The sequence below is a fragment of the Fodinicola acaciae genome, assembly GCF_010993745.1.
In the GTDB taxonomy this organism is placed as follows: domain Bacteria; phylum Actinomycetota; class Actinomycetes; order Mycobacteriales; family HKI-0501; genus Fodinicola; species Fodinicola acaciae.
Genome location: NZ_WOTN01000001.1, coordinates 347,811 through 367,725 on the forward strand (window position 1 = coordinate 347,811; position 19,915 = coordinate 367,725).

Here is a 19,915-nt window from a genome sequence, read left to right on the forward strand (position 1 = left end):
CGACCTGCCGAGATGACCCGCTCGGGCATGAAAACGCCATGATCAACAATCACCCAGCGACGAGTGCGGCGTATTGATGACGGTCTCGCGCAAGGCGGCCAGTCGTGGCCGGGCCAGCTCGGTGAGCGCCGGCGTCGGGTCGACAGGTGCCACGCAGTCGCGCCACACGGCGCGGCCGGCGAGGAAGCCGGCGGCGGCGGGGAAATCGGCCATCTGGACGCCTTGCGACAGCACGACCCACGGCACCGGCGTGGCGCGGTGGATGTGCGCGCACCAGGCGGCGATCCGCTCGGCCGGTCCGGTGCCGGACAACGGCACCTCGACCTTGTAGGGCGAGGGCCGCGTGGCGGTCAGCTCCTCGGCGGCCTCCAGCATGGCCTCCTCGCGATGCCAGTTTTCGTCCGCACCGGGCGTACGACGGCTTCCAGTACGGACGCCAGTCCGGCCCGCCGGCAGCGCTCGGCGAACTCCGCGGCATTCCACAGACCGACCCGGACGTGTGTCGTGCCGACGTCGACGTCGCCGGACAGGCCGGCGGACAGCGCGGACGGCACGAAATGCACCGTGCGCACGCGGAATTCCTCGCCCTGCGACGACGACATTCCCATGTCGTCGAAGATGTAGGCCTCCCAACCGACAAAAGGAACGGCGACATCACGAAACTTGGCCGCCACATCGCCGGCGACCGTGGACGACACCATCACCAGCGCCTCGCCGGTCGCGTCGGCGGTGCTGACCTGCTTGGCCGGTACGGCATCGACCGCCAGGCCGAGAAGCTCCAGCCGGTCGCGTACGGCCACCTCGCCGGCGGCGAGGCCGCCGGTGCCGGGATTGCCGTCGTTGCCGTAAACCAGCAGCACGCGGTCGGGTTTGCCGATGGTCAGCGTCGCCGGGCTGGAGCGTACGACGGCGCCCGTCGCGTCCGTCACCTCCACGACCGTGCGAGCGACCCGGCGCGGCAGGTCGTGCCAGACGACCTGGTACGGAGCGGACGTGGCCGTGCCGATGACCGTGTCACCGACCAGAAAACGCACCGAACGGATCGGCACCGCCCCGGATCGTACGGTCGCGGCGAGCGTGACGTCGGAGCCCGGTGTCAGCGGAGTCGACGGATCCGGAGCGCTCAGCCGGACCAGACCGCTCGCCGATCGTGCGCGTTCGCAGAACGGATCGAGCACTCCCGGCGCGACTGTTTGCGGCCATGTGTCGGGATGTTCCGCGTCGAAAATCGCGCGTTGGAGCCATGCCTCGGTGAGCGCGCCGGCCCGTTCGGCGGTCAGCGAGCGTACGATCGCGGCGCCGCCAGCGCCGTAAGCCTCGGCTTTGCGCAGCCACGGGTCGGCTTCCGTCGCGAACGCCGTTCTGTCGAGATCGCCGGACAAGTGTGGCAGCACCGACCGGGCCGCGGCCAGGTCGCGGAAAAGCCGGACCAGCGGAGCTGCCGCGGTCGCCAGCCGGCAGGCGGCGGGCGCCGACTCGAAGGCCGCGATCGCGTGCTGAGTGCCGGCGCTGGCGCCGGTTGCAGCGGCGAGGTGCGGTTGGCGTCAGCGAAAGCGGCCAGCGCGTCCGAGCCACCGATGGCCTGCCGCCACGACCGTTGCGGGTCGTACGATCGCGGATTCCAGCTGTAGTCGGCGGCGGTGGCGAGCGCGATCATGGACGGCTCGGCCTGCACCATCGGGTTGGCCAGCCAGCCGGCCGCGTCCGGGTGGCCTCCGCGGCCGTTGAGCGGCCCGAGGTAGAGCCGGTCGGTTTGTGCGTCGGTGACCGGAAAGTTTGTCCCAGAGCTCCAGCGGATGCGCGTACGTCCGGTGCGCGGCCACGACATCGGCGTCGCTGATCGTCGGCGAGATCGTCTGCGGCCCGGTCCACAGCACCCGCACCGACGGCGGCACCAGCTGCGCGAAACGTTGCTTGTACGGCGAGGTCGCGGTGCCGGTGTATTCGGTCGACGCAGCCGGGCTGGCCGGCGATGTCGTCGAAGAACAGCGCGAAAGTGCGGACGCCCGCGTCGTACAGAGCCTGGCTTTTCGCGGTCATAGGTGTTGAGTTGGTGCCGCCCGGGAAAGTCCAGCGCCCGCATCCTGTCGGCGCGTGACAACGGTTTTCCGTAGAAACCCTCGACAATTCCCCGCATCGGCAGTGCCGGCCAGTCGCGTACGGCCAGCACCGACACGGTGCCTCGGTGGAGGAGTTGCCGCAGTGTCCGCGTCGCATGGAACTGCCCGGCCCGGTCGGGGATGCGCACGACACCCTGCCCGTACCGCAACTCCTGCGGCGCGGAACTGAGGCGCGGGGGAGCCGGTCGGGCCTGTCCGGCGACCGGCGCTCCGGCCAGGACGCCGGCGGCCAGGACGATCGCGACCGCGAAACGCAACACACGGATGTTTTCCGAATATGGATACGCAGTCGCCGCGCAGCGGCGGCCGATAGTGGCGACCTGCCCGATCCGCGCGCCGGGTGTCATAGGCCGGCGGCGACGCCTTCCCGGCGTGGTCCGGTGCAGGTCGACAGGCTGCCGTCGTCGTCCCGCCATGCCATTTGGTAGGTCCCCATGTGGTAGTCGTAGGCCGGCAACGGATTGGTGAGCACGCCGAGCTTTGCCAGTCCGGCCGGCACCTGCGCGGCGACCCGCGACTCGACCGAGATCGTGTGGTTGTCCTCGTACGGCAGGCATCGCGGAGCGTCGTCGGCGTCGTACGGTGCCATGCCGAAGTCGAGGATGTTGGACAGGACCTGCGGCACGGTGCAGTGTACGTTTCCGGGCGAGCCAAGGGAAATCCACGGCTTCCCGTCGCGAAGGACCATGGTGTTGGACAGAATCGACCGCATCCGCCCGCCGCCGACGACCCAGCCTTCGATCGGTGCGGCCAGGCTGTTGGACGCGTGGCTGCCGACCATCGGTACACCACCGACGACCTCGCCGGGGATGCCGCCGCTCTGCAGCGTGTTCATCATCTGGACCCAGTTGCCCCGCTCGTCCACGACGGTCAGCTCGCAGCTTCCGGCCGGCTGTTTGGACGCACCGGACGCGGCCATGGCCGGCACGCCTCGGGTCAGCTTGACGTGTTCGGTGAGGTCGACGCGCGCCTTCGCGTTTCGCAGAATGCCGGCGAATCCCTTGATCAGGTCGGGTGAGGTGAGTGGGCCGGCGGTGTCGCCGAAAATATCGGGATCGTTGAGGATGCCCGTCTCGATCGTGGCACGCCGTAACGCGTGCGCGAGGTAATACAGCGCTTCGGCGCTGTCCGACCAGTGTCCGACAGAGGTGATGTCGAGCTCGTCGAGAATGCCGAGCACGATCTGGCAGTAAATGCCCTGCCGTTCCGGCGGGGACTGTTGGACGACCGTCGATCCCTTGTGGTTCCACCGATGTCCGGACGACCATCGCGGCGGGATCGCGGTGAGGTTTTCCAGCGTCACCTGCCAGCCGAGTTCGTTGCCGCGTGCCACGAAATCCTGGGCCCATTTGCCGGTGAGGAAATAGTCCGGCCCGTCCTGCGCGAGGTTGCGCATGGTCTCGGCCAGCTCCGGCGAGGCCCAGCGGTCGCCGACCTGCGGCAGGTGCCCGTTTGGCGTGAAGTGCCGGCGTCCGGATTCGGTGTAGAGGAAGAAATCGACGGTCTGCGCCATGACAAGATGCTCGAACGACGTCACCACGTGGCCCTCTTCGGCCCAGTGCACCGCCGACTCGCACAGCCTGGCCCATGGCAGCGTCGCGAAACGCTCGTAAAGTGCCTTCATTCCCGGCATGAACCCAGGTGCCACCGCGCGCGGCATGCCGGGCGCGGCCGCGTACAACCCCTTTCCCATCGGGATTGGCGTGAACGGCGCGAGTCCGGGGACGATCGTCCCCATGCTGTTCAGCTCGACGACGTCGCCGCTCGCGGCGTCGTACACCAGCGCGGTCACGGTGCCGGTGTGGTTGGTCATGTCCTGTTGTACGACCGCCTGCACCAGATTGCCGGCGATCGCCGCGTCGACCGCGTTGCCGCCAGCGCGCAAGGTGTCGAGCATGGTGTCGGTGACGATTCGGTGTTGGCTTGAGGCGACCGCGCGGCGGCCGGTCACCGGCTTTTTCGGCCCGACCCGGCCGTGACCCGCTGCCGTTTCGCTTGTCATGATCCTCCTACTCCGCCGGATTCCGGGCTGTCATGCCAAAACGCTTCATCACGAAGGCCAGCCACGAGGTGTGTTCGGTGATGGCCACCTCCCTGTCGGTGGCCCAGCCGTGGCCGACATCGCGCCACACCCGGAGCAGGACCGGGTTGGGACCGGCGGTCGCGGCCTGCAGCCGGGCGGCGAATTTCCGTGCGTGCCAAGGCGGACAGCGCGGATCGGTGTCGCCGGCGTCGAGGTACACCGCCGGATAGTCGACGCCGTCCTCGACGAGGTGGTACGGCGACAGCGAGGCGAGCCGTCGTACGTCGTCAGGATCGTCGAGGTCGGCCAGTTCGAGACTGATGGCGAAGCGGCCATAGCCGTCCTGCGTCGCGCCGATTGCGTCCAGGAGCGGCACGCGCGGCACCGACACGGCCCACAGCGTCGGTCGCAGGGTGGCGACCACCCCGGCCAGCAGACCGCCGTTGGACCCGCCGGTCACGCCGAGCAGGTTGGGACTCGTGACACCGGTGGCGATCAGGTCCTCGGCGATGGCGTGCAGGTCGTCGTAGCAGTTTCGCTTGTTCTTCAGCCGTCCCTGTTCCCACCAGTGACGGCCGAACTCGCCGCCGCCACGCAGGTGGACGTGCACGAGTACGCCGCCACTGTCCACAAAGGACGACATCGGCCCGAGGAAGACCGGATGCCACGGCGCGTTGAATCCGCCGTATCCGAAGACGAGCGTCGGCCGTGGCCGGTTGAGTAGCAGGTCCCTGCGCCGGACGACGTGGTATGGCACCCGCGTCCCGTCCGGTGACGTTGACCAACCGTCCTCGATCACCGTGTCCGGAATGGAGGTCCGCGGCTGCGACAGCGTGTCCAATGTGGACCCCGCGTGGCGGTAGTAACCGGCGGACGTTGTGAGGGTGGTGAAAGCGAAAACGTACTCGTCGTCGCGGCCCTCCGGATACATCGCCGCCAACGGGAACGGATGCTCGATCACGGCACCCGGTGCCGGCATCGGTACGTTTCCGGCGAACTCGCCCGCCAGGGTGAAAATCCGGACCTGGCTGTAGGTGTTTTCCAGGCCGAGGACGTAAAGGTGCTCACCGACCGGAGTGATCGAGCGCAGCGCCGCGTCGGACTCCGGCACCACTTCGTCCCAGGTCCGCGGATCCGCCGGTGTCGGATTGTCCAGTGCGATCGCGACGACCCGGCCGCGAGGCGCGTCGAGGTCGGAGACGGCGATCCACCGGTCACCGACCAGCTGACCGGCGAGGCCACCGACGGCCGGATCCGTGACGAACGGCCGCCAGCTCCATTCGGTGGAGCCGTCGAGTTTGGCCACCGCTATCGGAATTGGCGTCAGCAGGCGCTGGACGGCGATCGCGTGTTTTCCGTCGGTGGAGAACACGACCGTACGGTAGTCGCGATCCGGCAGCCACGGAGCGTCGACTTTCGTGACCGTGCCTGAATCGAGGTGATAGTGCAAAACCTCGTGCCGCAGGTCGACGCTTTCGCCGACGATGCTGGTGAACAGAAAGCCGCTGGAGTCGGGCAGCCACCGCGCTCCACCGGTCCAGTTGTCCAGCAGCGCCTGCGCCGGCGCCGCGAGCCGTTCGCGCGTCTCGACGTCGATCAGCCGGATGGTGTTGCGTTCGCTGCCGTCCTCACACACGCCGACGGTGACGTAGCGACCGTCCGGTGACGCGGAAACCCACGACACGAACGGTGGTTTCTCCGGATTTTCCTCGACCGCGTCGAAGATCACCTCGCCGTCGCCGAAGCGTTCGTCGGACAGCACCACTCGCGCCTGGGTCGCCCCGTCGGGAGTTTCGCTGCGCACCCACCGCTTCCCGGCGGGCGACGGGTACGCGCCGAACCGCGGCGTGAAATAGTGCCGCACGCTTTCCTTCAGTGTCTGGAAATGCGGCCAGTCCTGGACGTACGCGTCGGCCAGCTCGGCCTGTTTTTCCTGCCACTGCTCGACTTCGTCCGTACGGTCGGCCAGCCAGTGGTAGGGATCGGGGAAGTCGACGCCGGCCACCTGGACGACCTCGTCCACCGTACGAGTCTCGGGATAGCGCATCAGCGAATGTCCTTTACCACGCGGCCGCGCCGCAGCACGACCTTGACCTCGTGCGGGTCGCCGAAAACCAGCGGATCCGCCAATGGATCATGTCCGAACACCGCCAGGTCAGCGACTTTTCCCGGCTCGACCGTGCCGATGTCCTCCAGACGCAGGACGCGCGCGTTGTCGCGAGTCGCCGAGACCAAGGCCTGCATCGGAGACTCGATCTCGCTGCGCAGCACCAGTTCGCGGCCTCGGCGGTCCTGGTTGGGGCCGATCAGGTCGGAGCCGGAGCCGATGAGTACGCCGGCCGCGCGCGCCGCGCGGATCGCTTCGGCCTGGCCCTCGATGACGTTGCCGACGCGCGCGCCGATGTGCGCCGGCAGGCCGGCTCCGGTCGAGTCCTTGAGAAGATCGTGCGCGACGGCCAATGTCGGCACCAGAGCGACACCTTTTTCGGCCATCAGCGCGGCCATCTCCGCGTCGATCTCCGAGCCGTGCTCCACGCATTTCGCACCGGCACTGATCGCCGTACGCAGGCCGGCGTTGTTGTGCGCGTGGACCGTCACGTACGTGCCGCGGGCCTCGGCTTCGGCGACCGCGGTGGCGATTTCCTCATAGGTGAACTGGGTGTCGGAGAGCTTGTCATGCCGCGACACGACGCCGCCGGTGACGCACATCTTCAGGAAGCTCGCACCGCGCCTGAACGCCTCGCGTGCGTTGCGCCGTACCGAATCCGGGCCGTCGGAAAGCAGCGACAACGCGACCAGTCCGGGAATCTGCCGCGCCGCCCAGTCGTCGGCCGAGTCCCACTCCGCGCCCAGATAACCGTGTCCGCCGGTCTGGCTCAGGATCGGTCCACAGTGGACGATCCGCGGCCCCGGCATCCGCCCGGACGCGACGACGCCGGCCAGGCCGTCGTCGACTCCGCCGGTGTCGCGGACCGTGGTGAAACCGGACTCCAACGTCCGCCGGCAGTTGACGAACATGTCGGCGGCGATCTCCGCGACCGACAGCGTGTGGGAGGTGCACAGCTTGTCCAGGTCGCTGGACAGCCCGAAATGTACGTGCGCGTCGATGAGACCCGGCGTCAGGTAGAGGCCGGACAGGTCCACGACCTCCGCACCCGGCGGCGGGCTGGCGCCCAACGCCGAGATCCGTCCGTTCTCGACCAGGACAGCCTGGTCGCGGACCGGGTCCGCGCCGGTCCCGTCGATGACGGTCGCTCCGGTCAGCCACATGGCGTACTCCGTCCGTGCGTCGGTGCCTGCTGTTCACTTTGAGCCGTGGCCGCGATCGGCGCCATCGACGTACGTCGCGCGCAGGCGCACGAGGACGCGACATCTGTCGATGGATCGCGACCACCGGTCGCCGGGACACTCGAACGACTCTCACGTCGAGGAGATCCGATGAGCCAGCAAACGCGACCGACCTCGTCCGATCGGGCTCAGTCAGCCACAACCCGGCGCGCGGTGCTGTTCGCCTCGTCCGTCGGCAACTTCGTCGAATGGTTCGACTTCACGCTGTACGGCTACACCGCCGCGGTGATCGCCGCGACGTTCTTTCCGGCCGGAAACGGCGCGGCGGCGTTGCTCGGCGCGTTCGCCGTCTACGGCGTCGCGTTCGTCGCGCGGCCGCTCGGCGCGGCGATGTTCGGCCGGATCGGCGACCGCCGCGGCCGGCGTACGTCGCTGGGCCTGTCGATCATGGTGATGGGCGCGTCGACGGCCGCCATGGGCCTCCTGCCCGGCTGGTCCTCGATCGGTGTGCTGGCGCCGATCCTGTTGTTGGTCTGCCGGCTGGTGCAGGGATTCTCCGCCGGCGGCGAATACAGCGGTGCGCTGACCTTCACCATCGAGCACGCACCGGACAACCGGCGCGCGTGGTTTCTGGGTCTGGTGGGGTCGTCCACCATGCTCGGCGCGGTGTGCGCGACGGCCGTGGCGCTGGTCTTCCAGTCGGTCACCGGGCCGCGCTTCGCCGTCGACGGATGGCGCTGGATGTTCGTCCTCGCCGGCGCGATCGCGCTGGTCGGACTGTTTCTTCGGCTGCGTGTCGACGAAAGTCCGGTGTTCGAGGAAATGCGCAAACAGCAGGCGCCACTGCGGCCATTTCAGGTGCTGCTGCGGGACCACTGGCGGACATTGCTGGTGTTGTTCGTCTACTTCGCAACGCTGGGCCTGCTCACCCACATGTTCCTCGGATATCTGCCGACCTACCTGAACAGGGCGATCGGCGTGTCCACCGGCACGGTCCTGGCGCTCACCACCGTGGCGAATCTGGCGTCGATCCCGGTCTCGTTGTCGTTGTCTGTCCTGGCCGATCGCTATGGCCGCCGGATCCAGGTCCGGCTCGGCGCCATGGCCGCGGTCGTGCTGCCGGTGCCCGCGTACCTGTTGATCGGCACCGGCAGCACCGCCGCCGTGATCGCCGCCCTGGTGCTGTTCGTCTTCGCCGTCTGCCTGCTCACGATGGGTGCGCTGTCGGTGCTGGAGCTCTATCCGACCGGCGTACGGTTCAGCGGGATGGCGCTGCCCTACAACCTGGCGTACGCGGTCTTCGGCGGCACGGCACCACTGGTGAGCGCGCTCCTGGTGGACAGCACCGGCAGCCTGCTCTCGCCGGCGATCTATGCCAGCGTGGTCGCGGTGCTGGCATTGCCGATCCTGCTGAAGGGCATCCCGGAGACCAAAGGCGTCGACCTGCGCTCCTAGTACCAGGCGGGCATGTAGCGCTCGAACCAGCCGAGCACGCGAGCCAGGAAGTCGACCAGCGCGGGATAGCCGGCGACACCGTGGCCTTCCTGCGGATAGATCACCAAGGTCGAGTCCACTCCGTACGCGCGGAGAGCGCGGTGGAATTCGAGCGCTTGCGTCGGCGGAGTGCAGCGGTCCAGGGCACCGGCGACGTTCAGGCAGGGCGTACGGACACGGCTGGCGCGAAGCACCGGACTGCGCTGGTGCACCGCGTTGCCGGGCTCTTCCGGATCGGCGCCGAGGAAGCTGTTACCCCAGCCGGCGACGTTGCTGGTGAACGCCTGGCTGTACCAGTCGGTCACCGGCGAGAGCGGCACCGCCGCGGCGAACCGCGTGCTCTGGGTGACCAGCCACGCGGACATGAAACCGCCGTAGCTGCGGCCGATCAGGCCGATCCGGTCCGGGTCGGCCACGCCGCGTCGGACGAGTTCGTCGATGCCGCTGAGGATGTCGTGTGCGTCCGCTCCGCCCATGTCGCGTACGACGTGGCCGGCGAACTCCTGGCCGCGGCCGCTGCTGCCGCGCGGATTCGGGTTGAGCACGGCGTAGCCGCGCGCGACGAGGAGCGGGACCCAGGCGTAATTCATCGACCACTGGTCGCAGAACGACCAGATCGGGCCGCCGTGAATGGTGACGACCAGCGGGAAGGGACCGTCGCCGGCCGGTGTGCAGAGGATGCCTTCGATCTCCAGGCCGTCCGGCGCTCGCCAGCTGACCGGCTCCGACCTGCCGGCGACCGACAGCAGCCAGTCGGTGCCGGCGTGCGCGACCGACGCGATCACGACCTCGTCGAGCATCACCTGGTGCGGAGTCCGATAGCCGTGCTGCACGGTCACCACGCGCCCGTCCTGTGTGAACGCCCCTTCCGGATGCCAGCCGCCGGCAGCGCGGCCGACCGCGAAGATCTCGTCCGTACGACCGTCCTCGGTGTCCAGGACGGCGGCGACACTGTCGAGGTGCCGCCGGCCGAGATAGCCGAGCCGCCGCTCGTCGATCCACTGCAGCCAGGTCACATCGGTGCCGGCGGTGTCCGCGACCGCGGTCGCGCCGGTCGCCACGTCGATCAGCACGAGGTCGCCGGCGACGAGCCACCGGTCACTGCAGATCGCGCGTACGACGGCCACTCGCCGCCCGTCGAGCGAGCCGGTGACCCAGCCGAGCTGCACCGGGCTCGCGTACAACCGCTTGCTGGCGCCGCCGCCGAGGTCGAGCAGGGTGACTTCGGCGCCATACCAGCTGTCCTCGTCCGGCGCCGGTGAGGTGATGGCGACGACCCGGTCGCTGCCGCACCAGTCGGCCTCCCAGCAGTTCAGGCCGGGCGCGGAGATGCGAGCCAGCTCGCCGGTGCCCACGTCGTAAACCCACAGCGTGCGCCATCCGTCGGACGCCGAGCCGTCCTCGACGGTCGGCATCCACTCCGGTTGCTCGGCGGTGTCGCGTACGTGTGTGCCGGAGCCCTGGCCGCCGGCAAGGTCGGCCCCCGGCGCCGCGACCCCGAGCAGGATCCTGGTGCCGTCGGCCGACCAGCGCAGATATTCGACCGTGCCAGGCACGTGCGGAGCCGCGACGAGCTCGTCGCCGGTGTTGAGCTGCAGCTGGAACACTCCGGCCGCGGCGCTGTCGGTCAGGGCGGCGAGGGTCCGGCCGTCCGGTGCGTAGCGCGCTCCGCGCGTCGAACCACCGAGCGACGGCATGGCGTGCAGGCGCCCGTCGGCAACGGTGTAGATGGCCGTACGGGGGAGGCCGTCCAACGCGTCGTAGACGCTCGCGGTGACGACGACTCGCCGGCCGTCGCGGCTCACGTGCGGCTCCCGCAACGCGTGCGGAGCGCCGAACGCCGGCTTGTGCAGCTGGTGCTGGAAGTTCGAGACGTACGCGCGCAGATCTTCGTCCATGGTCAACCCATCACCGTGCCGGAGCTGTCCGCGTTTCGCTCGCGTTTGCGAGAGAACGCGCCGAGATCGATTCTGCGTCCAGTGTGGACCGCCTGGTAGTGCACCGGGTTCGTGTCATGGTCGGCACCGGACTCGACCTGCTCGATCAGCGTCGCCATCAGCCGTCCCACCACCGGCGCGTTCTTGAACTGGTTGCCGCTGGTGCCGATCGCCACGTAGAACCCCGGCAACTCGGTACGGTCGTAGATCGGCGTCCAGTCGTCGGTGACGTCGTACACGCCGACCACGCCGCGCGCTCGGTTCGGCACGCGCAACCCCGGGAGTCGCCGCGCGGCTCGGGTGACCTGCGCGTCGAACACCGCCATGGTCGGGTGCGGATCGGCGTCGTCGGGGTCGTCGAGCCATTGGAACGGGTCGCACTGCGGTTCCGTACCACCGACCAGCAGGCCGCCTCCGGCTTCGCTCCGGAAGTACGTCCCCAGGTCCATGTCGGCCACCACCGGGCCGGGGTAACCCTCGGGTGCGGCGACGTATGCGACCTCCTGCCGCAACGGTCGTACGCCGATGGTGAAGTCCGATCCGACCCTGGCCAGCTCGTTGAGCCGGCCCGACCACGGACCCGCGGCGTTCACCACGACCGGAGTGGAGATCCTGGTCCCGTCCGCCAGCACGATCGCGCGTACCCGGTCGCCGGTGGACTCCACGCCGGACACCGCGCCGCCGAAGCGGAACTCCGCGCCTTCTTTCGTCGCGGCCGCAGCGAGATTTTGCGCGGCGAGCTGCGGGTCGGTGACGTATCCGGCGTCGGGCGTGTAGACGGCGCCGAGCGATTCGGTTGCGGTGGACCAAAAATCCTCGTCATCGATGCGTTTCGGCGGCCAGAACCGGCCGGTGTCGATGCCGGGGACGCGTTTGGCCAGCATGGCGCTGTCCCAGGTTTCGTACGGGACACCGACCTCGTCGTAGAACGGCAGCCAGCTGTGCCGCGGCGCCAGGTCCACGTCCAGCATCACCAGACCGCTGCGCTCGAACCGCGCCAGGTCCGCCACGTCGTGGCCGAGATGGCCGGCCCAGTTGGACCAACAGAAATGTGCTTCCCACGCGGTCTCCACGCCGGCCAGATAGGAGAAGTTGTATCGCACCACGGCACTCGACGCGCTCGTCGAGCCCTGGCCGGCACCACTCGCGCGATCCACCACGACCACTCGACGTGCCGTCCTGGCCAGTTCCAGTGCGATCGACGCACCGATCACCCCCGCTCCGACCACCACGACATCCGCGCTCTTGGCGCTGTTCGTTCCGGCAATTCGATCCATTGGTCCAGTGTCCTGATCTGGTTTGCCGGCAACAGTCTGCAAGCGTCGAACGCGTCGGTCGTTTCACACGACATCTGTCGTGCGCCTCGGGTCCCGCACCGTACGACAGCTGTCGCGTCTCGGCCTGCCGCGCGTCAGCTGTCGCTCGCGAGCCCACGCGCCGCGGGTGCATAGTTGCTAGGGCCTGGACGCGGCTCACGGAGGTGCGTGGGATGGCAGACGACCTGCAGGACATCGTCGATGACCTGGCCGAACGGCTGCAACGCTCGGTGGCGATCGACGATCCGCGGCTGCGGCTGCTCGCGGCCAGCCGCCATTTCGACGACGAGGACGCCATCCGGGTCGCGTCGGTGCTCAACCGCTTCATCGATTCGCCACTCTGCGAGCAGATCCTCGCGCACGGCATCGCGCAGTGGACCGCGCCGGGACGGGTGACTCCGCCGGTGGAGGGCGCCCGGCCGCGGATCTGCGTCCCGATCCGCTGCAGCGGCCTGCTGCTGGGCTATCTGTGGCTGATCGAGTCCGGCTCCAACCGGCGCCAGCAGCACGAGGAGGTGGCCAAGGAAGCCGCCGATCGTGCCGGAGTGGTCCTGTATCGACGGCTTCTGGTGCACGAGCGCACCAGAGCGCGGCACGAGGCGATCATGTGGGAACTCGTCGCCACCGACCAGGCCGTACGCTCGCAGGCGGTGGACGACCTGCGCGCCGAGCAGCTGTTTCCCAACACCGCCATGTGTTTCCAGGTCGTCGGCATCCAGCACCACGGCCGTGACGGCATCGCCGCCGCCCAGGCCGTGGCGCTGGAAGCCGCGGTCGAGGACGCGCAAAGCTGGCTGTCACACGGCGCGACCGTCCCGGGTTGCACGCTGATGGCCGCCAACAAGTCCAGAAACTGGCTGCTGTTGGCCAGGCCGCGGCCGCCATCCCGCCGCGAACTGGACACGATCTGGACCCGGCTCACGGCGCGCTTCGACCGGCTCACCAAGGACGGCGGCAACGTCGTACTCGGCATCGGCGGGGTCGTCCACCGCATCGAGGACATCATCGACTCCTATCGCGAGGCATTCCTGGCCGTACGCGCGGCGCAGCTCGTACCGTCCACCGGCCCGGTCGCGCGGTGGAGCGAGCTCGGCCCGTACCAGCTGCTGCTCAAGGTGCCGGCCGACGACCTGATCACCGCCGCACAGGTGCCGGCACTCGTCGCGCTGACCAGGGAAGATGCAAACGCCACGCTCGTCCCCACGCTCGAGGCGTTTCTGGACAACGCCGGTGACGTGGCGGGGACCGCACGACAGCTCGACGTACACCGAGCGACGCTTTACCAGCGGCTCAAGCGCATCGAGCACCTCACCGGCTGCGCACTGAACCGCGGCGAGGACCGGCTGACCCTGCACCTGGCGCTGAAACTGCAAGCCCTGGCGGCCGCTTATCGCAACGAGACCAAACCAACCACCGCCGAGGACACACAAGCGAGAATCCAGTCGGTGTCCTGAACGATCGATGGGTCAAAGGCGAGTATCACCTGCTTAGCCTATACCCCTATGGGGTATACTTCGAGTTCGTTAGCGCTCGGAGAGGGAGTGGGCATGTCTGTGAACGACGCTCGTACGCATCACCGTCAGGGCAAGGTCAGCTGGTCGAGCGCGGCGACCGCGACCCTGCACTGCCTGACCGGCTGCGCGATCGGCGAAGTGCTCGGCATGGTGATCGGCACGGCGGCCGGCCTGCCCAACGCGGCGACCGTGATCCTGTCCGTAGCGTTGGCATTCCTGTTCGGCTACGGCCTGACGATGCGCTCGGTGCTCAAGGCCGGACTGTGGCTGGGCACGGCTTTGCGGGTCGCGTTAGCCGCTGACACGGTGTCGATCGTGGTCATGGAAATCGTTGACAACGCGGTCATTCTTGCCATCCCGGGTGCGATGGACGCCGGGCTGACGACCCTGCTTTTCTGGGGAACGCTCGGCTTCGCGCTGGCGGTGGCGTTCGTGGTCACCACGCCGGTCAACAAGTGGATGATCGGCCGTGGACGCGGGCACGCCGTCGTGCACGCCTACCACCGCTGACCACCAGGACCAAAAACGTCGAGTTCGCGAGCATGCGCGCTGACGACCGGGCTTATTTCACCGCGTCGAAACCGGCTTTGCTTCGGTCGTTTGCCGCGCCATAGTCGTTGACTCCCCGGTTGCCGGCATTGGCAAACCTGCCCGGTGTTTGGCAACAGTGGTCGACCATGCTGGAGGTGGCGGCTGCTTCCTGCTGGTATCCGGCCATGAACGCGGCTCCGAGCGGGCCTTTCCCCAACTGGCCGATCAGACCGGTCAGCTGTGCACTCGCCGCCCGCCAGCCGTCGCTCATGGTCTGGCCGGCGGTGTTGAGCTCGGTCAAGGCGCTGGTTGTCGCCGCGGTGTCGATATCCGCACGGTTGGGCTGGCCCATAGTCGCGGATCCTGCCGGCTGCGTACGTGTCGCGACAGGTCCATGGCAGGAGGCGGCCAAGGCCGCCGAGCCGGGTGGCACATCTGCCTATCGTCAGCGCTCCAGCGCTATCGCAGACGGGTGAGACAGTCGTGGGAATTCCTGAGCCGTCCAGCCCGCTCTGGGCGGCCGTCAAGGCGATCCACGATCCCTGGCCGCTGGACGACGAGGCCGTGGCACGGAATGTCGGCACCGCGTGGAAAACCGGCGGGCAGGCCGTCGCCAAGGGCGTTGGCGACGCGATGCGGGCGAGCGGCAATGCGCTGGCCGGGTGGACCGACCCCGCCGGCGGGGCGCTCGCCGGCGGCATGCGGACGTACGCTCAGACCGCCGGCCAGGTCACCCAGCAGATGAGCGGGTTGGCCGCCCGCGGTGAGAACTACGCGACGGTGCTTGAATCCGCCAAAAACGCGATCACGTCCACCATCGCCGCCAACGACAGGGCGTACGAGCTGCTGGGCAGTCTTGGCGTCCTGGGCGCCGCCGCTCAGGCCGCGTTCGTCGCCGCGATCGCGACGTATCTGCAAGGCATGATCAGCGAGAAGGCGGCCGCGCTGCGGGCGAATCCGACCGGCGCGCCGACTCCCGGGCAACCGCCGAAGGACGATTCGTACGGCCTCGACGATCTTCTCGCCGATGGCCTGCGCACCTGGGGCACGTTCGACCAGTGGGCCTGGCGTCAGGCCGGTGAAGGATACGACAACCTGGTCGACGGGCTCGGCGAGACCGTCGGCGGTGCTCTGCGTGGCCTGGGGAATCTGATCGGCAGCGACGACCTGGTCCGCGAAGGCAACGACATCCAGGCCGACGCCGACGCCGACGGCGACGCGACCGCCGAGCGCGCGCTGGAGATCGGCGCCCAGGACAGTGCCCAGATCAACGGTGTGGCCGAGGCGATCGACGGCGACAAGGCGCCGGTGACGGTCTACATTTCCAGGGAGCGATATCCGGAGTCCGCGGCGCACATCGACGATGCGCAGAACGGCACCTCCTATCGTGGTGACAAGGACACCGCCTATCCCAAGCAGCAACCGACCGACCTCACCCTGGACCGCGACGGAGCCAAGCAGAACCGCGCCGACTCGCTGCGCGACGTGCCGCCGGCACCGGAGAAGGATCGTGACGAATATCCGCCCGCCACGTTCAAGGAAGGCGGCAAAGGAGCGAGCGTGCAATACATCGATCCATCGGACAACCGCGGTGCCGGTGCGAGCATGGGTAACCAGTTGCGCCGCTACGAGGACTCGGTCGATCGCCAGACCAGGCGAGTCCAAAACGGCGAGCACGTGATCATCGAGACCTACTGATGACACGCCTGGAGCAGCTCATCAGCCGGGGCAGGTCGCCGCTCGGCCCGCCGGTGTCCGTTGACCTTGGTGCCGGACTGTACGGCGAGCTGGCCACGCTTTTGGCCCACACCAACGGATTCACCGTCTTCAACGCCGGAGTCCAGCTGTTCCACCTCGGCGAGCGGGGCCTGGGGCCGGAGCTTCGCAACTGGAACGCCGACCAGACCTGGAGACACGCCTACGGGTCGCTCACCGACGGGCTGTTCTTCTTTGCTCAGGACCTTTTTGGCGTACAGTTCGCCATCGAGGACAACAGCCGGGTGTGCACCTTCGACCCGGAAACCGGCGAGCGCGAGGTTTTCGGCGGCAGCCTGGAGGACTGGGCCGACTGGCTGCTCGCCGACCCCGACGAACGCGGCGCCTATTCTTTCGCGACCCATTGGCAGGACACTCACGGCGCGCTCGATCACGACCAACGGCTGCTGCCGCGTACGCTTTTCGTGCTCGGCGGCAGCTACGACGACGACAACCTGGTCGCCGAGGACGCCGTGACCTGCATGCTCGTCCGCGGCCCGATCGCCAGCCAGATCCACGACCTGCCCGACGGCGCCACCATCCGCTTCGACGCCGGTTAGCCGGGTCCGGAAGGCGTACGCGGCTCAGCCTTGGCAGCAGGCGGTGCGGCTGTGCAGGACGTAATGCGGATCGTGCCACCAATACTGGTCGTTGGACGGATGGCTGGCCACAGCCGGCAGCATCTCGTTGTGTGCGATCGCGGGCTGGGTCGCCGTGAACGGCGCGAGAAGCTCGGCGACGGTGAACAGGCGACCGTTCGCCATCACCTGCCTGACGTTGGCGGCCTGTTTGATGTCGGTGAGCGGGTCGCCGCCGAGTACGGCCAGATCGGCGTAGCTGCCCGGGGCGAGCTGCCCGAGTGGTTCGCCGAGCACCAGGCCGGGATTGCGGGTCGCGGTGGTCAACGCCTCGTACGGCGTGAGGCCGTAGGCGACCATCGCCCGCAGGTTCATGTGCGTGCTGACCGCGGTGTGGTCGATCGGGGAGTCGGTGCCGGTGACGACGATGCCGCCGCCGCGGATCATCGTGGCCAGCTGGCGCACCTGCTTGGCGAGATTGTGCAGGGTCGCGGTCGGATCGTTGGCCTGTGCCGCGTCCACCGCCGCCTTGAGCGACGCGTATTCCCAGCTCGGATAGAGCGTACGCACCCGGTCATCGTGATAGAGGCTCTGGTCGGTGCCGAACATGGCCGCTGACACGAAAAGAGTCGGCGTACGCGCGGCTTTGGTCGCGTCGAACAGGTCGGTCACGTCGGACATGCCGCTGCCGAGCGCGGACACCGTACGCGAATAGCCGAGCCGGTTGGTCGCGCCGACGTGTTCCATGCCGTCGCCGCCGAAGGCGAGCGCGGGGTAGTGGTAATGCGAGGTCGCGAGAATGTTGTTGGCGTGCGCGAATTCGATGACCTTGCGTTGGCGTTCGGGACTGAGCCGTACGTATGCCTTCATCAGGTCATAGTCGAGCGCTTTCGCGCGTTCCAGCTCCAACGCCAGCTGTGCGGAGTCGACGGTGGGCCGCATGAAGTTGTAGAAGATGCGCGACCCGTCGATGGCCTCACCGGTGGCGAAATAGCGCGGACCGACGCGGACGCCCGACTGGATGGACTCGCGCTCCTCCACCATGTGGTAGGCGGGGCTGCCCGGGGACCGCGTCGTGGTGATGCCGAGCGACAGCCACAGCCGGCCCTGCCGGTCGCCGTAGCCATAGCCCTGCATTTCGCGATGGTTGTGCATGTCGACCAGGCCCGGGATGACGACGCTGTCGCGCGCATCGACGATCTGGCCGTCCCAGTGGCGGCCCGAGCCCACCGACACGATTCGGTGCCCCTCCACCACGATGTCCACATTGGACCGCAGGCGATCGCTGACGCCGTCCCACATCCGGCCGGCGCGGATCACCGTACGTCCGCGGGATGTGGTGTTGGTCCAGCTCAGTCCGACGGGTACGGTCCGCGGCTGGCCGCCGTCGAGCGATACCAGCCGCAGCCGGCCGTTGTTCAGGTAGAGCAGGTGTCGCGAGTCGCCGTGCCAGCTCGGCGCGTCGGTGACCTCGTCGGTCACCTGCCGGGGCGTGCCGGCGTACGTGCCGTCGGTGTGCACGTCCACGACGTACAGCACGCTGCCGACGACGAACGCGAGCTTGCTCCCGTCCGGTGACCAGACCGGTCCGTCGTCACCGCGGGTTTGCAGGGATCTGCCCGGCAGCGGCTCGACGTAGGTCGCGGCGCCGGTTTTCACGTTGACGAGCAGGATTTCGCTCAGGCCTTCGCGAAAACGTGCCGAGTTCGGCTTGATGGCGGCGAGGGCGATCACCGAGCCGTCCGGCGACCAGGTGGGCCGGCCCGGCTCGAAGGTCGCGGTGAACACCTTGCGCACCGCGCCGCTGGCCACGTCGACGGTGTGGAGCGCGCCGGTCTGGTCGAGGAAGGCGATCGTCCGGCCGTCGCGCGACCAGGAACCGGAGACGGCGGCGGCGTCGGGCAGGTGCGTCAGCTGGCGGTCCGTACCGGCGGCGAGGTCACGTATCCAGATGTCGAGCTTGCCGCCACGGTCGGTCGAGTACGAGAGCTGGCGGCCGTCCGGGGAAAACGCCGGATGCGACTTCCACCAGTGGTCGCGGGTGAGCGGCGCGGGATGGCCGCCGACCGGCATCAGATAGATGTCGTTGAGCGCGCGGAAAGCGACCTGCCGTCCGTCCGGGCTGAGCACCGGGCTGCCGATGCCGACGACCTGGTTTGCCTTCTGTGAGTCGAAATCGCGGCGCCGCTTGCGATAGTCCGGTCGGGCCACGTCGACCAGAGCCGTGAACGCGATGGCCGTCGGCGCGCCGCCTGAGCGTGACCGGCGGCGCAGCGTGCCGTCGGCGGCGTACAGGTAGTCGCCGTTGGCGAACCACGAGACGCGGAACGGGTAGACGTCCTCGCCGCTGAACAACGGCTTTCCGGCGAGGACGAGCTCGGTCGCGCCGACCGACCCGCCGGCGACAGCGCCGGAGAACAGCGTGTAGACGAGGTCGTCGCCGGCCGGCGTCCACTCGGGTGCGTGGATGACCTGGCCGGCCGGCGCGGTGACCGCCGTTTTACGCGCGCCGGTCGCGACCTCGACGACGTCGATGCGGCTTCCCGCCACGACGAAAGCCACTCGCTTGCCGTCCGGCGACCAGGTGGCCTCGAACTCCTCGGCCGAGGAGTCCACGAGGACCGTCAAGGCGCGCGTGGCGACATCCAACACCTGGATGCCATAGCTGCCGGACGCATCCGTGGACAGCGCGATCTTGGTGCCGTCCGGTGACCAACGTGGTTCGCGGTGGTCGAACCGGCCGGTGGTGAGCTGGCGCAGATCCGACCCGTCCGTGCGTACGGTCCAGATGTGGTAGTTGCCGTCGCGGTAGGACTGGAACGCCAGCGTCGAGCCGTCCGGCGACCAGTCCGGTTGCGCGATGTCGAACAGGTCGCCGGTGAGTCGCCGAGCAGCGCCGCCAGCCACCGGGACCAGCCACAACACACCCAGCAGGTCGAAGGCGACGGTCCTGCCGTCCGGCGAGAGTCGCGGCGCGATGTTGGTGCCCTGTCGTACGGCCAACTGCCGACCGCCGGAGGCTGGCGCGGCCTCGGCCGCGTCCGGCACGGTCAGGCCGGCCAGCGCGGTCGCGGATGCGGCGCCGACCGCTCCGGCCAGGAACTCCCGCCTGTTCAATGAAGGCACGTCATCACCTATCGGACGTAGAATTTGTTGGGATCCATAGCGGACTGACCCATTATGTGGCCGTGCGCTCATCGACACGCGAGTCCTCGTCCGTGTCCGGTCATCCGGGCCTGATGACCTGGATTGTCTGGTGGCAGAGATGCGCGTCACCTCAGCGCCGGATCGCCGTTCGCAGCCGCGTGGCAGCCGGCCGTTTGTCGCGTACGGCAAGGCAGAGGTGGCTCGCGGACAAG

General features: G+C 68.5%; 15 protein-coding genes and 2 pseudogenes. 5 read left to right on the forward strand and 12 right to left on the reverse strand.

All coding sequences use genetic code 11. The features are described from left to right. Positions 1–42: 42 nt before the first annotated feature. The 8 genes and pseudogenes from GNX95_RS01635 to GNX95_RS01660 all read right to left on the reverse strand — a co-directional run bounded on the left by GNX95_RS01635 (position 43) and on the right by GNX95_RS01660 (position 7,413). Positions 43–375: a hypothetical protein gene (locus tag GNX95_RS01635; protein ID WP_163505228.1), complete on the reverse strand. Its 333-nt coding sequence runs from the start codon at positions 373–375 to the stop codon at positions 43–45. Beyond that, positions 351–1,394 (reverse strand): Ig-like domain-containing protein, encoded by a 1,044-nt coding sequence (locus GNX95_RS01640; protein ID WP_246281485.1) that lies wholly within the window; start codon positions 1,392–1,394, stop codon positions 351–353. The genes GNX95_RS01635 and GNX95_RS01640 overlap by 25 nt, the downstream gene beginning before the upstream one ends. Next, a complete protein-coding gene (locus GNX95_RS44145) occupies positions 1,277–1,828 on the reverse strand; it encodes a beta-N-acetylglucosaminidase domain-containing protein (protein WP_425483887.1) in 552 nt (183 codons plus the stop codon). Before GNX95_RS44145 ends, GNX95_RS01640 begins: the two co-directional genes overlap by 118 nt. 10 nt (positions 1,829–1,838) lie before the next feature. Continuing rightward, positions 1,839–1,895 (reverse strand): annotated as a pseudogene (locus tag GNX95_RS44150) (hypothetical protein); the annotation flags it as partial. A gap of 188 nt (positions 1,896–2,083) precedes the next feature. Next, positions 2,084–2,536: pseudogene (locus GNX95_RS44155) on the reverse strand (hypothetical protein); the annotation flags it as partial. Then, complete coding sequence (locus tag GNX95_RS01650; RefSeq protein ID WP_222853329.1) at positions 2,464–4,122, reverse strand: gamma-glutamyltransferase; 1,659 nt, start codon at positions 4,120–4,122, stop codon at positions 2,464–2,466. The pseudogene GNX95_RS44155 and the gene GNX95_RS01650, both read right to left, overlap by 73 nt. A 7-nt stretch (positions 4,123–4,129) precedes the next feature. Continuing rightward, a complete protein-coding gene (locus tag GNX95_RS01655; RefSeq protein WP_163505234.1) occupies positions 4,130–6,190 on the reverse strand; it encodes a prolyl oligopeptidase family serine peptidase in 2,061 nt (686 codons plus the stop codon). After that, positions 6,190–7,413 carry a metal-dependent hydrolase family protein gene (locus tag GNX95_RS01660; RefSeq protein ID WP_163505236.1) on the reverse strand — a complete coding sequence of 408 codons (1,224 nt, stop codon included), beginning with the start codon at positions 7,411–7,413 and terminating at the stop codon, positions 6,190–6,192. The genes GNX95_RS01655 and GNX95_RS01660 overlap by 1 nt, the downstream gene beginning before the upstream one ends. A 168-nt stretch (positions 7,414–7,581) precedes the next feature. Between GNX95_RS01660 and GNX95_RS01665 the strand changes: the two genes are divergently transcribed. Beyond that, on the forward strand, positions 7,582–8,886 hold the full coding sequence (locus GNX95_RS01665) for an MFS transporter (RefSeq protein ID WP_163505238.1): 1,305 nt from the start codon (positions 7,582–7,584) through the stop codon (positions 8,884–8,886). Here the strand turns inward: GNX95_RS01665 and GNX95_RS01670 are convergent. Both GNX95_RS01670 and GNX95_RS01675 read right to left on the reverse strand, forming a co-directional pair. Continuing rightward, the gene (locus tag GNX95_RS01670; RefSeq protein ID WP_163505253.1) at positions 8,883–10,823 is read right to left on the reverse strand and encodes a S9 family peptidase; all 1,941 of its coding nucleotides are present in this window, start codon (positions 10,821–10,823) and stop codon (positions 8,883–8,885) included. The two genes, GNX95_RS01665 and GNX95_RS01670, sit on opposite strands and share 4 nt — an antisense overlap. Before the next feature lie 2 nt (positions 10,824–10,825). After that, a complete protein-coding gene (locus GNX95_RS01675) occupies positions 10,826–12,139 on the reverse strand; it encodes an NAD(P)/FAD-dependent oxidoreductase (protein WP_163505255.1) in 1,314 nt (437 codons plus the stop codon). 212 nt (positions 12,140–12,351) lie between these two features. Between GNX95_RS01675 and GNX95_RS01680 the strand changes: the two genes are divergently transcribed. Both GNX95_RS01680 and GNX95_RS01685 read left to right on the forward strand, forming a co-directional pair. Continuing rightward, a complete protein-coding gene (locus tag GNX95_RS01680; RefSeq protein ID WP_163505257.1) occupies positions 12,352–13,632 on the forward strand; it encodes a helix-turn-helix domain-containing protein in 1,281 nt (426 codons plus the stop codon). Positions 13,633–13,725: 93 nt separating this feature from the next. After that, positions 13,726–14,202 carry a DUF4396 domain-containing protein gene (locus GNX95_RS01685; protein WP_163505259.1) on the forward strand — a complete coding sequence of 159 codons (477 nt, stop codon included), beginning with the start codon at positions 13,726–13,728 and terminating at the stop codon, positions 14,200–14,202. Positions 14,203–14,254: 52 nt separating this feature from the next. Here GNX95_RS01685 and GNX95_RS01690 read toward each other — a convergent pair whose 3' ends face one another. Further along, positions 14,255–14,575, reverse strand: coding sequence for a hypothetical protein (locus GNX95_RS01690; protein ID WP_163505261.1), 321 nt, complete (start codon positions 14,573–14,575; stop codon positions 14,255–14,257). 131 nt (positions 14,576–14,706) lie between these two features. Between GNX95_RS01690 and GNX95_RS42375 the strand changes: the two genes are divergently transcribed. Further along, entirely contained in the window at positions 14,707–15,921 is a 1,215-nt protein-coding gene (locus tag GNX95_RS42375) for a WXG100-like domain-containing protein (protein ID WP_222853330.1), read from the forward strand. Next, positions 15,921–16,538 (forward strand): SMI1/KNR4 family protein, encoded by a 618-nt coding sequence (locus GNX95_RS01700; RefSeq protein WP_163505263.1) that lies wholly within the window; start codon positions 15,921–15,923, stop codon positions 16,536–16,538. Before GNX95_RS42375 ends, GNX95_RS01700 begins: the two co-directional genes overlap by 1 nt. 24 nt (positions 16,539–16,562) lie before the next feature. Here GNX95_RS01700 and GNX95_RS01705 read toward each other — a convergent pair whose 3' ends face one another. Further along, on the reverse strand, positions 16,563–19,682 hold the full coding sequence (locus tag GNX95_RS01705; protein WP_222853331.1) for an amidohydrolase family protein: 3,120 nt from the start codon (positions 19,680–19,682) through the stop codon (positions 16,563–16,565). Positions 19,683–19,915 lie beyond the last annotated feature (233 nt).

Coding starts and splice junctions, on each gene's coding strand:
- GNX95_RS01635 (WP_163505228.1), bottom strand. CDS start 375: ATGCTGGAGGCCGCCGAGGAGCTGACCGCCACGCGGCCCTCGCCCTAC.
- GNX95_RS44145 (WP_425483887.1), bottom strand. CDS start 1,828: ATGTCGTGGCCGCGCACCGGACGTACGCGCATCCGCTGGAGCTCTGGG.
- GNX95_RS01650 (WP_222853329.1), bottom strand. CDS start 4,122: ATGACAAGCGAAACGGCAGCGGGTCACGGCCGGGTCGGGCCGAAAAAG.
- GNX95_RS01655 (WP_163505234.1), bottom strand. CDS start 6,190: ATGCGCTATCCCGAGACTCGTACGGTGGACGAGGTCGTCCAGGTGGCC.
- GNX95_RS01660 (WP_163505236.1), bottom strand. CDS start 7,413: ATGTGGCTGACCGGAGCGACCGTCATCGACGGGACCGGCGCGGACCCG.
- GNX95_RS01665 (WP_163505238.1), top strand. CDS start 7,582: ATGAGCCAGCAAACGCGACCGACCTCGTCCGATCGGGCTCAGTCAGCC.
- GNX95_RS01670 (WP_163505253.1), bottom strand. CDS start 10,823: ATGGACGAAGATCTGCGCGCGTACGTCTCGAACTTCCAGCACCAGCTG.
- GNX95_RS01675 (WP_163505255.1), bottom strand. CDS start 12,139: ATGGATCGAATTGCCGGAACGAACAGCGCCAAGAGCGCGGATGTCGTG.
- GNX95_RS01680 (WP_163505257.1), top strand. CDS start 12,352: ATGGCAGACGACCTGCAGGACATCGTCGATGACCTGGCCGAACGGCTG.
- GNX95_RS01685 (WP_163505259.1), top strand. CDS start 13,726: ATGTCTGTGAACGACGCTCGTACGCATCACCGTCAGGGCAAGGTCAGC.
- GNX95_RS01690 (WP_163505261.1), bottom strand. CDS start 14,575: ATGGGCCAGCCCAACCGTGCGGATATCGACACCGCGGCGACAACCAGC.
- GNX95_RS01700 (WP_163505263.1), top strand. CDS start 15,921: ATGACACGCCTGGAGCAGCTCATCAGCCGGGGCAGGTCGCCGCTCGGC.